Origin of the sequence: Candidatus Blochmanniella camponoti (genome assembly GCF_023585825.1) — a bacterium.
Lineage (GTDB): Bacteria > Pseudomonadota > Gammaproteobacteria > Enterobacterales > Enterobacteriaceae > Blochmanniella > Blochmanniella camponoti.
Genome location: NZ_CP097751.1, coordinates 456,568 through 473,370, shown reverse-complemented (window position 1 = coordinate 473,370; position 16,803 = coordinate 456,568). Strand labels below are relative to the sequence as shown.

Sequence of the window (16,803 nt, the reverse complement as noted above, 5' to 3'; positions counted from 1 at the left end):
TCAAATAATATCTATATTATTAATTTTATGGCGCCTTATAATTGGATAAAATGCTTGCGATAATACATTAATTCTGAAACAGATTCGCGAATGTCATCCAATGCACAATGGGTTTTCTGTAACCGTAATCCAGATATCAAATCTGGTCTCCAACGAATCATTAATTCTTTAATCGTGCTCACATCTAAATAACGATGATTAAAATATGATTCTAACTCTGGCATATATCGGAATAAAAATAGACGATCCTGAGCTATACTATTTCCACATATCGGTGATTTTTTAAAACCGACCCAATTTCTTAAAAACTTTATTGTCAAATTAGATGCACTAATCTCATCCAATGTACTACATCTCACCTTTTTTACTAATCCAGTAGCACTATGAACGCGTGTGTTCCAATCATCCATTAATAACAGTTGAGATTCAGATTGATGTATTGATATAACAGGACCCTCCGATAAAATATTCAATTTACTATCGGTAACTAAAGTAGCTATTTCTAAAATACGATCCCATTCTGGATTTAGTCCAGTCATCTCTAGATCAATCCATATCAAATTATCATCACGCATAAAACCCCGCTTACACTTATATACTGAATCTCTGCTTCAAATAAATGACATCACTACAGTGCTAAACTTATTTAATTCATATTACTCACATTATTCTTAATCTATACTAAATATTTATGAAATTTATCTAATACTGTTTATATATGATGCTAACAAATATCAATCTACATTTTTAAAAGTGTAGATTGATATTAACATATTCTGTAAACACACATCAAATATTAAAAATAAATCATCGCATTATTTAAATAAAATTACAGATTTATTATTTACAAATTTCATTTTTACAATATTTCAGAAAAAATAAAATTGATTACCAACAAACCACAAACAATTTCAGCTATAAATTTTAAATAATACTACAAACGTGAATAATTACTTTTTATCTCAAATTTAAAATAAATTCATGATCATAAAGATTTCGCGTAACTACATTTATAAAATGTATAACTACATACATCCTTAAAAAAATCAATAAAAACTATGTCATTAATAATCAATATGACTTCATCGATTTTTATCGACAATACAATTCACTTTATTTCTACAGTGAAACTGTAGACAACTTTTACAACTTTTATGCGATTAATAACATACTATATGTTATACTCATTTTTAGAAGAAATATGAATTTCCAACGCAATCTAACAGCGAAATACATAATCTAATCATTATCTCATAATTACAAATTAATCTCCAAATTAGGTATACATTATGTTAGAAAAAATACAGATTTTATTGCAATATTTACTACCAAAGTACTGGATTACTTATTTGGTAGGACTTGGAGCCTCATGGAAAGGTGGATGGATAACACGTTATGCTATTGCGCTATTCATCCATATTTATAAAATAGACATGAAAGAATCCGATAAACCTAATTTAACCGATTATACAACATTTAATGCATTTTTTACTCGAAAGCTACATAAAAATGCCCGACCTATCGATGCCAACCCATCTACGTTAATTATCCCAGCTGATGGGATCATCACTCAAATAGGAAAAATAAGCCAAAAAAATATCTTTCAGGTAAAAAATACCCCTTATCATTTAGATGGGTTACTAGCAGGTCATGACAATATCATTAAGTATTTTGTTAATGGAAGTTTCGTTATTATTTATATACCCCCACAAAACTGCCATCGTATCTACATGCCTTGCACAGGCACACTCCGTGAAGTGCTATATATACCGGGTAATTTATTTTCAGTACATCCAAAAATTACTAAAAACATGCCTAATATATTTTCTCGTAATGAAAGAATCATTTGTTTATTTGAAACAGATTTTGGTTATATGGCTCAAATTTTAATTGGTGCTATAATAGTAGGGAGTATTGAAACTACATGGCTAGGCACCATTACCCCGCCACGCGAAGGTATTGTTAGACATTGGCGTTATTCATCAAATAATACAAATACCGATGATTCAATAATATTACAAAAAGGAGATGAAATGGGTTTATTCAAGTTAGGATCTACTGTTATTAATTTGTTCGGTGATAAAAAAGTTATTTTAAACAATCTACTACAACCGTATGATATTGCTCGTATTGGCTTGCCCTTAGCGCAAGGATATAGTCAAAAATAATAATTACACGTAATTTACATTATATATTTTCAGAATCACACAATAATATTGTGTATATATGGTTACTATTCAAAAGAAAACTATATTTTTTAAATATTTTTTTTTATTGACATACATAATAACATGGTTACTTCCATTAGTAACATTTTCTTATAATTTCTTAAATGAACAAGAAATAAAAAAATATTTACAATATGCGCAGAAAAAAGAGCATATAAATGCTCATCAAAAAGCCATTATAGATAATCTACAATCTGCGTTGCATTTTATTTCTGAACAAAAACATTCTAACATTAAAATTCAAGAATACCAAAAAATCATAAACGACTTTTCATACATAACTCTTCAATTATATGAAGAGTATAATAATACATCCAATACCATCATTGATATTGATAAAAATCTTTCTGAGAATGAACTAAAACAAAAATTATTTCGCATTGATAATCAATTAACAGATTTGTCAGAACAATTAAAGCAAGAACATAATCATGTACGTTCTATCAATGAATTATTAATATTACTACCGCAACAACAAGTTGCAGCTCAAAATATATTAAATAATTTAGAGCAACGACAAATATTATATACAAATGCAAATACTCTAATAGAACAATCTAAATTTGCTGTGTTACAATCAGAACAAACAGCTAGACAGCTAAAAGTGGCCGAGCTTAAGCTTGCTGAACTAAGCATCAACAATCGTAAAGAATTATCCCGGCTACGCATAGAATTGCTTAAAAAAAAATACAATTATATAAACAATGAAGCACACACACTAAGACACCAGTTAAATTATTTATGTCAAAAAGGAAAAAACCAATCCATTGATTATATCAAAAAAACATTAACAGAACATAATAACACATTGCCAAAATCCATCGAAAAACAATTACAAATCAATCGTGATCTTTCAATTATTCTAAATCAACAGACACATCGCATAAACAGTATCGAGTCGAACAAGCAAGAAGTTGCGTCATGTATATTACAAGTACGCCAGACCTTCAACAACTTAAATGAACAAGCACAGTGGTTAGATGCATCTTCAGTTCTTAAAGAAACACTGCGTTCTCAAGTCTCTAAGTTGCCAGAAATACCTAAATCTCGACAACTAGATCATGATATGGCGCAACTAAGAACTAAACGTCTACAATATGAAAATCAATTGAAGAAAATAATACCACTATCATCACAAATTAAACAAGACGACGGCACACCACTAACAGCCCCCCACAAACATATTCTGGAGACACAACTCACCATACAACGTAACCTTATCACTTCATTGTTGAATAGTTTTGATGCACAAATTTTAGAATTAACAAAATTAAAAATTGCTCACAGACAACTTAAAGAAGCACTACAAGATGTACAAAAAACTGCACATCGCCATTTATTTTGGATTGCTGATTTTCATCCAATTACTATATCTTATCCTTTAAACGTTTATCAAGATTTATACAAACTATTAACTTCAGATGAGTCTAATTACCAAATAATATCTTTGTTAAATAGGATCTGTACTATGCGCAAAACACTGATACTAATAATATCGTGTATTATAATATCAACTGGATTGTATTGTGCTATACATTATCATTATCAAACATTTTTAGAACAATCTAGTAAAAAAATAGGAAAAGTAAATCAAGATAGTTTCTTGCTCACTTTTTATAATATATGGTATTCAATGTTGATAGCTTTACCAATCCCGATATTATGGGCGTTCGTAGGGTATAGTTTGAACCATGATTGGCTATATCCTGTTTCTGTTGCAATTAATGATGGAATTAAGGTTACAACTTTCATATTATGGATATCCATAGTAGGCGCTTATTTCTCGTCTTCAAAAGGATTATTTATTGTTCATTTTGGTTGGTCTAAAAAAAGAGTTCAAAAAGTTTTTTCGCATCATTATACCTGGGCTGTTGGAACAATTGTTTTTTTAATAATGATGCTAACTATATTTAATAATTATAACGATAGAGAGTTTTCCAATACTTTGGGTCGTTTATGTTTTATTCTATTATGTATTTATTTAACTTTTATTACCAATAACCTAAAACATTCTGGATTGCCTTTATATTTAAACAAACACGATTCTTCTGACAATATCATCAATCATGGTTTATGGAATATAATAATATGTGCACCAGTAATAGCAGCAATTTCTTGTATATTAGGCTATTTATTTATCGCGCAAGAACTATTAGCGCGACTGGAAACATCGTTATTCATTTGGATTATATCATTAATCGTATACCATATAATTCGTAGATGGACATCGATCCAACGACGTCGTATTGCTTTCGAACGCGCCAAACAAAAACGAATTCTACAATTAACTCTAAGAACACATAATGAATCTAATTCTTCTCAACTACTACAAACTAATAAATTGGTATCTAATGATGAAAAAAATAGCAAGATTTTAGATTTAGATACTATTAGCACACAATCATTACAATTGATACGATCTATTATTACTATTATTGCCTTATTATTAATGACTTTATTGTGGTCTGAATTACATTCTTCATTTTCTTTTTTAGAAAATATTACATTATGGGATGTCACTTCTACTATAAAAGGGGTAGACAATATTCAACCTATAACATTAAATTCATTTCTTATTGCTATTCTAGTAATTGTTATTACCACAAAAACAGTGAAAAACTTACCAGCGTTTTTAGAACTTACCGTTTTACAACATTTAGACCTCACACCAGGTACAGGATATGCTATTACCACATTAATTAAGTACATATTGATGTTCCTTGGCGGAATAATAGGATGTTCTTTGATAGGCATAGAATGGACTAAAATACAATGGTTAATAGCAGCATTGGGTGTTGGATTAGGTTTTGGATTGCAAGAAATATTTGCTAATCTTGTATCTGGTTTAATGATACTTTTTGAAAAACCAATTCGTATTGGTGACACTGTAACTATTAACAAACTTACCGGTAATATTACTCGAATTAACACTCGTGCAACTATTATTACTGATTGGAATCATAAAGAAATCATTATTCCAAATAAAGAATTTATTACAAAACAATTCATTAATTGGTCTTTATCGGATACATTAACACGAGTAGTACTACGTGTACCTGCTCCTTTTCAAACAGATATGAAAAAAATAGTAAAAGTTTTATTACAAATAGCAAAAAATTCTTCTTTTTCCTTAAATACCCCGCCTCCAGAAGTATATTTAGTAGATTTGCAACAAGGACTACCTATGTTTGAAATACGAATACATATATCAGATATAAAACTGCGTATGCCTCTATGTCATCAAATGCATATGTTAATTATAGAATATTATCAAAATAATGGAATAAAATTACCATGCATACCTAATTATCTTTATAATAATCAACTGTCTATTAATAATTTTGATTCTAACTACCCGAACACAAATTATTACACAATAACATAAGTATTATCAATGCTTTACTTTGCTCGGGACATATATGTGCCTAAACGAGTATTAATTTTAATTAATTCTCCCAATTGAATAAAAAATGGGACTTTAACTACAGCGCCAGTGCTGACGGTAGCTAATTTAACACCAGACGATCCAGTGCTATTCTTTTTTATCGGAGTAATTTTTATAATTTCTAATTCTATACAATCAGGAGGAGTTACAAGAATTGGTACTTTGTTCCATAGAGTTACTATGTAATGTAATTGAGTTGTAATCCATTTTATGTTCGTCCCTATTATTTTTGCAGCAACTGCGATTTCTTCAAAATTTTTTTCATCCATGAAATACCAAAATTCATTGTCATGATAGACATAAACCAATCTGATCTCCGTGATATTAGCTGATTCTAAAAAATCTCCAGACTTGAAAGTCTTCTCTAAGATTTTACCAGAAATTATTTGTCTAAGCCTTACACGACTAAAAGCTTGTCCTTTTCCAGGTTTTATGGACTCGTGACTAATGATAACACACGGTTCTCTATTTTGAATGATCTTAAGTCCAGTTCTAAATTCATTAATGCTGTATAATACCATAAAAATTATTATGAATGAAATCTGTAAAAAAATTAATCAACATTTTACGATAATCACTGAAACAAACACCCCTGATCTAATTAGATCAGGGGTGTTTGTTTCAGTGATTATCGTAAAATTGATCTCAACTACATCATGCCCCCCATGTTACCGCCAGCTCCTGCATTTCCTAAATCTGGTTTATCTTCTTTAGGTAATTCAGTAACCATACATTCAGTAGTAATCATTAAACCTGCAATAGATGCCGCATATTGCAAAGCAGAACGAGTTACTTTAGTAGGATCTAAAATCCCCAATTCGATCATATTACCATATTTTTCAGTAGCAGCATTATAACCGGTATTACCTTCTCCTGATCTGACATTATTAGCGATTACTGATGGTTCTTCTCCGGCATTCGCCATAATTTGACGCAAAGGAGCTTCCATTGCACGGCGAGCTACCTTGATACCAACATTTTGATCTTCATTATCACCACATAGATTTCTAATAGCATTAGCTACACGAATTAAAGCAACACCACCACCCGCAACTACACCTTCTTCAACAGCAGCGCGAGTTGCATGTAGCGCATCCTCTACACGCGCTTTCTTTTCTTTCATTTCTACTTCAGTAGCTGCTCCAACTTTAATTACTGCAACTCCACCAGCTAATTTAGCAACACGTTCTTGCAGCTTCTCACGATCATAATCAGAAGTAGCTTCATCACGTTGTTGATTAATCTGTGCTACGCGACTATTTATAGCAGACTTATTACCTATCCCGTCAATAATAGTAGTAGCATCTTTAGTAATAACTACACGTTTAGCTTGCCCCATATCTTCTAATGTTGCTTTTTCCAATTCCAATCCAATTTCTTCAGAAATCACAGTTCCCGCAGTCAATACAGCTATATCTTGTAACATAGCTTTACGTCGATCACCAAAACCTGGTGCCTTTACAGCAGTTACTTTTACTATACCACGCATATTATTTACAACCAAAGTCGCTAAAGCTTCACCTTCTACATCTTCAGCAATAATAAGCAATGGCTTACCTGCTTTTGCAACAGATTCTAATATAGGTAACATTTCTCTAATATTAGAAATCTTTTTGTCTGCTAATAAAATGAAAGGATGTTCTAGTTCCACTGTACCGCTTTCAGGTTTATTAACAAAATAAGGAGAAAGATAACCACGGTCAAATTGCATACCTTCAACTACGTCTAATTCATCCTGTAAACCCGACCCTTCTTCTACAGTGATAACTCCTTCTTTTCCCACCTTATCCATTGCTTGCGCAATAAGTTTACCAACAGTTTCATCAGAATTTGCAGAAATAGTACCCACTTGAGCAATAGCTTTAGGATCTGAACAAGGCACAGACAGTTTTTTCAATTCTTCTACTGCTGCAACTACTGCCTTATCAATTCCACGTTTTAAATCCATGGGATTCATTCCAGCAGCTACAGCTTTTAGTCCTTCATTAACTATAGATTGAGCTAACACAGTTGCAGTAGTGGTTCCATCACCTGCAGAATCATTTGCTTTAGAAGCAACCTCCTTCACCATTTGAGCGCCCATATTTTCAAATTTGTCTTCTAATTCAATTTCTCGTGCCACAGATACCCCATCTTTAGTTATAACTGGAGCCCCAAAAGATTTATCTAATACCACATTTCTACCTTTAGGACCAAGAGTAACTTTCACTGCGTCAGCCAACACATTCACTCCGCGTAGCATTTTGACACGCGCATCATTACCAAATTTCACATCTTTAGCTGCCATTTCATTTTCCTTAAAGATTTCCAAGTTCAATTAATAAGTTAGTCGCGAATTATTTCTCAACGATAGCAAGGATATCGCTTTCTGACATAATTAATACTTCTTCATTATCAATTTTCTCCACTTTTACGCCATACCCGTCATTGAAAATTACGGTATCACCAATACGCACATCTAAAGCTTTTACCCCCCCGTTTTCCAAAACGCGGCCATGACCAACAGCCAATACTTCTCCGCGAGTAGATTTTCCTGCTGCAGATCCAGTCAACACAATACCTCCCGCAGACTTCGATTCAACCTCTTTACGTTTAACAATTACACGATCATGCAATGGACGAATTTTCATTTAATGCTCCCTAATTATGTTATCTAACTATTCGCATCCTACATTAATAAATTATGACATTAAACATCATATGCAAACTTTATTAATATTCACCACTTCAGGACAATACCTAAAATGGGGGCATTCAAGATTGCTTCAAGGGGGGGCAAGAAAATTTTTTATATGTGTCCATATTCGTACCTTCATAAGCACATCTGCTTTTAATTAAGAAAAGTTAATATTTATTTACTTAATACTTCACACACAATCATTATCTAGTATAATAAACAAACAATAATATAAACACTATGCCATTTATTAAAGTGAATATACAATTAAAATAATCAGGTAAACCGTTTCTTTTCTGTTGTTTAGAAAATTTCACCATAACGATATAGATATAACTAAAAAATACCTAACCAAATTGTTTACAGAGAAAAATGATAATAATTTTGTGTACCACACCTAACGATATGTCCATTGTTTTGAATTTAACGAAAACTTTATTGCATCACAAATTAGCGGCATGCATAACTTTATTACATGAAGTTCGCTCGTTTTATTATTGGGACAACGCTTTGAAAGAAAAGGATGAATTACAATTATTAATCAAGACACGAAGTTCCTTAAAAGAAGCGGTGTTAAACACAATTCAACAATTACATCCCTACAAAATTCCAGAATTTTTAGTGCTCCCCATTATAGATGGGGAGTCAAATTATTTATCATGGATGCAATCTGTATTACGAAAACACTAACTAATATTCTATGAATACAAAAAACACAGCGCAATCATTGATAACGCAACACCAATAATATAATCACCGCCGAATATACTATATAAAATAAACTTTATTTTTAAATTTTATTACAATCGTAATATTTAAAAATTAAAAAAGAAAATACCATCTTATATTAAAATTTCTCCAAATCTTCCTATACAAATAGGAACATATAAAACTTTCTTCCAATGAAGCATCTTATCTAAAATTATTTCTAAATAGAAAATAATTTTAGATAGAAATGTAATCATCAACAGATAAAATATATTGACGAATTCAAAAGAATAAAGATAATACAATTAGATTTCTTTTGTATGCATATAATAAACACAACTAATAAGCCCGGATAGCTCAGTCGGTAGAGCAGAGGACTGAAGATCCTCGTGTCCTTGGTTCAATTCCAAGTCCGGGCACATCTTAAAGACCCTGTCCAGTTGATGTGACGTTTAAATAAATTAATAATTATTTTTGTTGCATTTCTATACAATCTGCCATAAAACTGAAAGCAACTCCAGACATCTTCTGTTGAGCATTGTAATATACTTCTATAGCAAAAATAACAAGATTAATAAAAACTCAACAATCATGAAGTGTTAGTAGAAAATCATCGTTTGTGTAAATAAACAAAAATTAAAATTAATAAAAATCATAAGCTACTCAAATAAAAACTATTACTTTATGATAAAACTAAAAATAAACAACGCATCTAGTACAAAATATCTAAAATTCTAAAAAGATAAATTTTAAATTGTTCTACAAACTTAGCATATAATACTACATTTAATCAATGCAAACTCATTTATTAATCCAAGTTACTAGGGTTATTAGAAGACTAATAACCAATAATATTTTAATAGATAGTTTTGTATTAACTGATTAAAATTGCTCAAAATATGAATACTAAGCAATTACAATCATACATTCGAATAACCACATACTTTAACTAAAGATTACTAAAAATTATCTCTACTTAATAACTATATAATTAAAAAATTAACAACTAACATGTAAATGTTAAAAACAACACATTAAAAATATAATTTGTAATTATACTCAATAACAATGAAGTAACAAATTAACATTAATATCCTAAATTTCATTAAGGAAAACTAATATTATTTATATATCACAATAATTGTTGTGATTATTTTCAAAAATATTATTTTCATAAATAACATTTGCTCTCTATAAAATATTCAATTGAGATCATTTCATTTTTTTTTCTATACAGCCAAATCGTTGATCATCACAACAAACAAACATATTAATTTCTTCATTGCAAAAATAGTAATCTATGTTGTTAACCAATACTTACTGGTCTAGATTTACTAAATCTTGTATGTCGTGTAGCTATATATATGATTCGATTCCGATACATACTCATAACAATTTTCATTGCTTACAAAAACTAACATAGTCAATGCCCATTAAATTTAATGTACATTAAAGGACTATAATAAATAAAATTGGTGTAACGACGATCTAAGTAAATTTAGACATTGTATGTAATGCATTATATAATATTGAATAACCACTGATGTTAAACAAATAATTTTTATTTAAAAAATAACTTTTCTATAATACAAAAAATTATACTCCATACTTACCATTTTAAATCCTTTTAATTTCTTTTAAAAAAATTACCATACCTCTAATATCAAGTAGAGGTATGGTAATTAAATAATTTCAAAAAAATAATACCCATTCACATCATGTATTAAAACATCTTCATGCATAGGCCCTTATCTATAGATTATCATTATTATAAAATTAAAAATTGAAATTAACATATGCTGTAAGGCACTAAATACTAGACATCGCCATGTAGATCCATTAGAATTAGTGAAATATGAAGTTATTATTATATTCAATTTTGATTCAACAAAATCCATATGAACATACTAAAATAATACCAAAAAATATAATGTTTATTATATAACATAATCAAATACATTCAGTTTTTATTATTAGTCCATTCAATACAATAACCATGAGAAAATTTGAAACTACATTAATTACTTCTGGAAGGGATCAGAAATATACATACGGCGCAATTAATCCTATCATCCAGCGAACATCTTCAGTAGTATTCAATTCTATTCAGCAAAAACAGCAAGCCGTGAACAATCATAGTACGACTGATAAATTATTTTATGGTCGATATGGAACTATTACCCATTTTTCCCTACGCCAATCAATGACTGAATTAGAAAATGGTGTTGGTTGCGTGCTATATCCATGTGGTACAGCAGCAATTACTCATACGATCCTTTCTTTTGTTCAACCAGGAGACCATATATTAATGACAGGATCTGCATATGAACCAACTCAGAAATTCTGTCGATATGTTTTAAAAAGAATGAATATAGACACTACCTGGTTTGATCCATTAATTGGAAATAATATTTCTAATTTAATTCGACATAATACTCGCTTAGTTATATTAGAATCACCAGGGTCAATAACGATGGAGGTACAAAATGTTCCTAGCATCGTTCAAGCAGTACGTAAAAAAAAATCAGACATTATCATATTATTAGACAATACTTGGTCAGCAGGAGTCTTTTTTAAAGCATTAGATATCGGAGTAGATGTTTCTCTACAATCAGGTACTAAATATATCATAGGCCATTCTGATGGAATGATAGGAACTGCGGTTTCTAATGCACGTTGTTGGGATCAATTACAAGAACAATCTTATTTAATGGGGCAAATGGTTGATGCTGATACCGCTTACATGGCATCACGTGGATTACGAACTTTATATGTTAGATTAAAACAACATGAAGAGAATGGACTACATGTTGCTCATTGGCTAGCTCAACACCCAGCAATAGAACGAGTCAATCATCCCGCTTTATCTGCATGCAAAGGACATAAATACTTTATAAGAGATTTTAGTGGATCTAGTGGATTATTTTCATTTATTCTAAAGAAACGTTTAAATGATTTACAATTATCTAATTTTATTAATCATTTTAAATACTTTAAAATTGCGTATTCCTGGGGCGGATTTGAATCTTTGATTTTAGTTAATCAAATAGAAGAACTACGCCCTATACGTCCCTCCGGTACATTAGATTTTACAGGAACATTAGTACGAATTCATGTGGGATTAGAACACCCTAGTGATTTGATTCATGATTTATCAGATGCTCTTAACCGCATAAATGTATAGTGATATAAATAACTTCGATATTCAAAAATGTTTTTATCTTTATACATTAATTAAAAAAATATTTAATCAATAATATTTGTACACGTACCCGTAATTTTTACACATGCAAACTAACAAACAATTAAAAATCGTATCCAACTCCAATACAGTTAAAAATTATTTTATACATGTGTTTTTAATGATCGAGATATCTGTGTTTCGTATTCAATTACTTCTTTATTTAATGAATCAATTTTCACTTTCATAACCTCGTAACAATATTTAGTCATGTCACGTACTTTATTAGGTTCGTATTTTTGAGTTTCTATAGGAGGCATAACTTCAATAATCACTAAACCATTAGACCAACGATTTAATTTTATTTTTTTATTAGAAATATTAGAAACACAAACAGGTACAATTGGTATTTGAGCTGCAATTGCAGCATGAAACGCACCAATTTTAAACGGTAACAACCCCCTACCGGCACTACGTGTGCCTTCAGGAAAAACCCAAATAGAAATATCGTGCGTTTTAACAGATTTAGCCTTTTGTATTAAAATATTATGAGACCGAGTATTTTCATTACGATTAATTAATATATTTCCACATAACCAATATAGTTGCCCAAATAATGGAATCCACAGTAAATTTTTTTTACCTACTATTATTGTACGGGGCTTCACAACACAAGATACTGTGATCATGTCGTAATTATTTTGATGATTCGCAATATATATACAATGTCTCGGTAATTGATTACTTGATAAATTTCGTATTTTAAGTTGAATACCAAAGATAGGAGCCATACTTCCAAACAATCGACCAAAAAGCGCAGTGTGGTATGACTGACGCGGTCTTAATAAACAATAAATAATACCAAATATACAAATATTAATTGACAATACCAAGACCAAAATAATACGTATAATGGCAAGCATATTTTCTCCTTGAACATATCGCTAGGAACTTGTTATTATAAAAATTATGTAATCATTGTATTTATGTTTAGTCAGACAACATCATTTCTTATAGTTAATATTGTCAGAACAATTATTAAATTATAATAATTTCAGTCAAAAACACTGTCCCGATTAAGATAACTAAATTTTATTCACATAAAATGTTGTCATGTAAATATGTTATTGAAATATATTCAAAAACTACAGCATGAAACATAATGATTATTGATAGTAATCAATTAAATAATTTCTTTATGTAATATATTTAAAATATTCTTAAAACTTTATTACTTAATGGGCAATAATTTTCATTCAGTCATATGAATACGATAAGTTATCAAATCTGAAATAGTTAAAACTGGCATTCTGTGTCTATGCGCAAACGAAATTATTTCTAATATACGTGCCATACTTCCATCTTCATTTGTCACTTCACATAATACCCCAAATGGTCCTAATCCAGCTAATGAGGTTAAATCAATAGCTGCTTCTGTATGACCAAAACGAGCTAATACTCCCCCATTTTGAGCGCGTAAGGGAAACACATGCCCAGGTCGATTTAAGTCAGAAGGCTTTGCATTATCTTCTATAGACGCTCTAATAGTAGTTAATCGATCTGCAGCCGAAACCCCGGTAGTTACACCTTTTGCTGCTTCTATAGTAACAGTAAAAGCAGTTCTATAACGATTACTATTATTCTCCACCATCATTGTTAAATTTAATTGTTTACATCGATCCTCTGTCAAGCATAAACACACTATTCCACTGCCATAACGAATAGCTAATGCCATTTGTTCAACTGTCATGTTTTCCGCGGCAAATATCATATCACCTTCATTCTCACGATTTTCGTCATCCATTACCAAAATACCCCGTCCATTGCGTAATGCTTTTAACGCATTTTGGACACGCTCTACAGGCGATCCAAATTCAGATAAAACATTCCTCCGCTGCATGATAACTAAATCCTCACTAAATACCATAATTTATTGCAATAAGAATGCGATCAAACTACAAACAAAAGTACAATTTTATTAATCGAATATACGTATATTCGATTAAAATCTATATCTCCATCCCTCATTTAGACTATTGCCACTAGTATTCAGATTACTATCAATTCATCTTCATAAAATCATACTGATAACCGCTGTCAAATTCATATTTTTACAATTAAATATAGCTTGTCTTGTGTGCACTAAACCATCTTTACTCTGTATACATAGACACTATATATGCAAAACATGTCACACCTGATATGTATTAATAAATCAAAAATTTATATAAAAACACTATTTATTATGAGATATACTACATATATTAAAAATAATTAATAACATTGATATGTTAATTTTAAAAATCAAAAAATTTGATGTCATTCATATGCATTTATTCCAAACATTATTTAAAATATTACATATAATTTACATAGAAATATCTCAAAATTATTATAATATTAGATGTGTAAATACGAATTATGGAGAATCAAAATAATTTTATGTACCTACATAATATTATTACAAACTACAATAAAAACGAAACAATTATAAAAAATTATAAAATATTACAAACCAATATAAACATAAATTAAAATCATCAGCCATATTAATAATATGGATAAAACAATTCTCTTTTAACTACATTGTCATAAATAGAATACTTATATTGACTTCTATATCACATCAATACATTTACGGCTTACCCATGTACGAGCATTGTCACACTCGTACGCGCATCCTCTACCTTAAATATTCACTATATTTTAATATCATACTAAAAATACATATTCATAATAAATTACCTTACATTCTTTTTAATTTTTACGTTTAATAGCATTAATAATATTACTGCTAGAACAACCAGTTTGAAAATTTAATACACGCACTGTCCCTCCACTATTCAGCACTCCTTGGCTTCCCTCGATATCACATACATGATAATCACCGCCTTTTACCAAAAAATCTGGAGATAAGTATGCAACTAATCTTGAGGGTGTATCCTCATAAAAAGGCACTACCCAATCTACGACTGCTAGAGCAGCCAATATAAACATACGTTGTTTTAAAGTATTTATAGGTCTTGTTTTACCTTTTAAACGTCTCGTTGAGCCATCACTGTTTACGGCCACAATTAATCTGTCTCCAAGTTTTTTAGCATTAGTCAAATAACTTACATGGCCAGAATGCAATATATCGAAGACACCATTAGTCATGACTATTTTTTCGCCTCTATTACGAACTACAGATATTATCTGTTTTAACGTTTTCTCATCTAATATACCGACAGGCAAAGTAGTACATATATGATGGCTATTCATGATATTTTTCATTTCAGTTACATTGCTAGTAGAAGTCCCAGATTTTTTTATTACCGCGCTAGCGGCCAAATTAGCTAAAAAACATGCTTTTTCCAAACTTTTACCAGAAGACAATGCTGCTGACAGCACACCAACTACTGTATCCCCAGCACCAGTTACATTGTATACTTCCTTTGTCTGAGTTGAAAAATATAACGGGGCTGCATATCGTGTGCATAAAGTCATACCCCTTTCAGAGCGTGTAATCAATAAAGCCGATAAATCGTAATCAATTATAATTTCTTGAGCTCGATTTATCAAAGTTTTTTCATTACGACAAGATCCTACTATCGATTCAAATTCTGATATATTAGGAGTTAATAAAGTAGCGCCTTTATAACGAGAAAATTGTATACCTTTAGGGTCTACGATAACCGGTACATTCATATAACGTGCCAATTTAATAATCTCTTCTACGCAGTTTAAAGAACCCTTGGCATAATCAGACAATACTAATACCTTATATTTTGGTAAATACAATTCAACTTGTTTAAGTAATTTCGTAGTATCAACATTATTAAAATATTGCTCAAAATCTAATCTAATAATTTGTTGATTACGTGACATTACTCGTAATTTAATTATAGTAGGACATGTTCTAACTGAGATAAAATTCCATTTTATATTTGATTCGTTAAGTTGCTTTTTTAGAATTTTAGCTGCTTCATCAACTCCAGTTAATCCTAATACTCTCGATCGAGCACCTAAAGAAGCAATATTCATTGCAACATTGGCAGCTCCACCTGGTCGATCTATAACTTTATCGATCTTAACAATTGGAACAGGTGCTTCTGGGGAAATCTTATCGGTAGACCCATACCAATATCGGTCTAACATAACATCCCCTACAATTAATACACTCGATTTAGAAAAATTTGGAAAAATAACAGTCATAATTTACCCAATAAACATCTTGAACAAATAAAAACATAATCAGTTATATATTATTATAATAATAATTAAAATTATTAACATATTAAATTATTTTGTAAGTAATCAAAATCATAATACAAACAACCCTAGTACATTTATAACGCTGTTTAAAATACAACTTAATTTATATTTTCAAAAAATTAAGAATAATATTCTGTCTTAGAGTTCAGACCATATTAATGCTCTATGTGTGAAATTATCTGTACTATATATAACTTGATGTATCTTAATTAATTGACTTGATTTATTACTACCAAAATAATTGTTTAAAAATTTTTATTTAATATAATTAATAAAAATAAAAAAATCACTATATTTTATTTTTAAAATT

At 30.1% G+C, this 16,803-nt stretch carries 11 protein-coding genes and 1 tRNA gene; 5 read left to right on the top strand and 7 right to left on the bottom strand.

What is annotated here, in order from left to right; all coding sequences use genetic code 11:
- Positions 1-35: 35 nt before the first annotated feature.
- Positions 36-575 carry an oligoribonuclease gene (gene orn, locus M9394_RS01965; RefSeq protein WP_250247043.1) on the bottom strand — a complete coding sequence of 180 codons (540 nt, stop codon included), beginning with the start codon at positions 573-575 and terminating at the stop codon, positions 36-38.
- A gap of 714 nt (positions 576-1,289) precedes the next feature.
- Between orn and asd the strand changes: the two genes are divergently transcribed.
- Entirely contained in the window at positions 1,290-2,168 is an 879-nt protein-coding gene (asd, locus tag M9394_RS01960) for an archaetidylserine decarboxylase (protein WP_250249801.1), read from the top strand.
- Between the two features lie 58 nt (positions 2,169-2,226).
- Positions 2,227-5,613, top strand: a complete 3,387-nt coding sequence (gene mscM, locus M9394_RS01955) for a miniconductance mechanosensitive channel MscM (RefSeq protein ID WP_250249799.1) — start codon at positions 2,227-2,229, stop codon at positions 5,611-5,613.
- Between the two features lie 14 nt (positions 5,614-5,627).
- On the opposite strand, the gene efp is transcribed toward mscM, so the two are convergent.
- The 3 genes from efp to M9394_RS01940 form a co-directional block, all read right to left on the bottom strand.
- On the bottom strand, positions 5,628-6,194 hold the full coding sequence (gene efp / locus M9394_RS01950) for an elongation factor P (RefSeq protein WP_250249797.1): 567 nt from the start codon (positions 6,192-6,194) through the stop codon (positions 5,628-5,630).
- Positions 6,195-6,322: 128 nt separating this feature from the next.
- Positions 6,323-7,960 carry a chaperonin GroEL gene (groL, locus tag M9394_RS01945; protein WP_250247051.1) on the bottom strand — a complete coding sequence of 546 codons (1,638 nt, stop codon included), beginning with the start codon at positions 7,958-7,960 and terminating at the stop codon, positions 6,323-6,325.
- A 49-nt stretch (positions 7,961-8,009) separates the two neighbouring features.
- Entirely contained in the window at positions 8,010-8,303 is a 294-nt protein-coding gene (locus tag M9394_RS01940; protein WP_011282622.1) for a co-chaperone GroES, read from the bottom strand.
- A gap of 452 nt (positions 8,304-8,755) precedes the next feature.
- On the opposite strand from M9394_RS01940, the gene cutA reads away from it, so the two are divergent.
- The 3 genes from cutA to metC all read left to right on the top strand — a co-directional run bounded on the left by cutA (position 8,756) and on the right by metC (position 12,242).
- Positions 8,756-9,040 (top strand): divalent-cation tolerance protein CutA, encoded by a 285-nt coding sequence (cutA, locus tag M9394_RS01935; RefSeq protein ID WP_250247053.1) that lies wholly within the window; start codon positions 8,756-8,758, stop codon positions 9,038-9,040.
- Between the two features lie 364 nt (positions 9,041-9,404).
- Positions 9,405-9,477 (top strand) — tRNA-Phe (locus M9394_RS01930).
- 1,577 nt (positions 9,478-11,054) lie between these two features.
- The gene (gene metC / locus M9394_RS01925) at positions 11,055-12,242 is read left to right on the top strand and encodes a cystathionine beta-lyase (protein ID WP_250247054.1); all 1,188 of its coding nucleotides are present in this window, start codon (positions 11,055-11,057) and stop codon (positions 12,240-12,242) included.
- Between the two features lie 161 nt (positions 12,243-12,403).
- On the opposite strand, the gene M9394_RS01920 is transcribed toward metC, so the two are convergent.
- The 3 genes from M9394_RS01920 to hldE form a co-directional block, all read right to left on the bottom strand.
- Positions 12,404-13,162: a 1-acylglycerol-3-phosphate O-acyltransferase gene (locus M9394_RS01920; RefSeq protein WP_250247055.1), complete on the bottom strand. Its 759-nt coding sequence runs from the start codon at positions 13,160-13,162 to the stop codon at positions 12,404-12,406.
- 329 nt (positions 13,163-13,491) lie between these two features.
- Positions 13,492-14,139, bottom strand: a complete 648-nt coding sequence (gene ribB, locus M9394_RS01915) for a 3,4-dihydroxy-2-butanone-4-phosphate synthase (RefSeq protein ID WP_250250247.1) — start codon at positions 14,137-14,139, stop codon at positions 13,492-13,494.
- 857 nt (positions 14,140-14,996) lie between these two features.
- A complete protein-coding gene (gene hldE, locus M9394_RS01910) occupies positions 14,997-16,433 on the bottom strand; it encodes a bifunctional D-glycero-beta-D-manno-heptose-7-phosphate kinase/D-glycero-beta-D-manno-heptose 1-phosphate adenylyltransferase HldE (protein WP_250247057.1) in 1,437 nt (478 codons plus the stop codon).
- Positions 16,434-16,803: the final 370 nt, after the last annotated feature.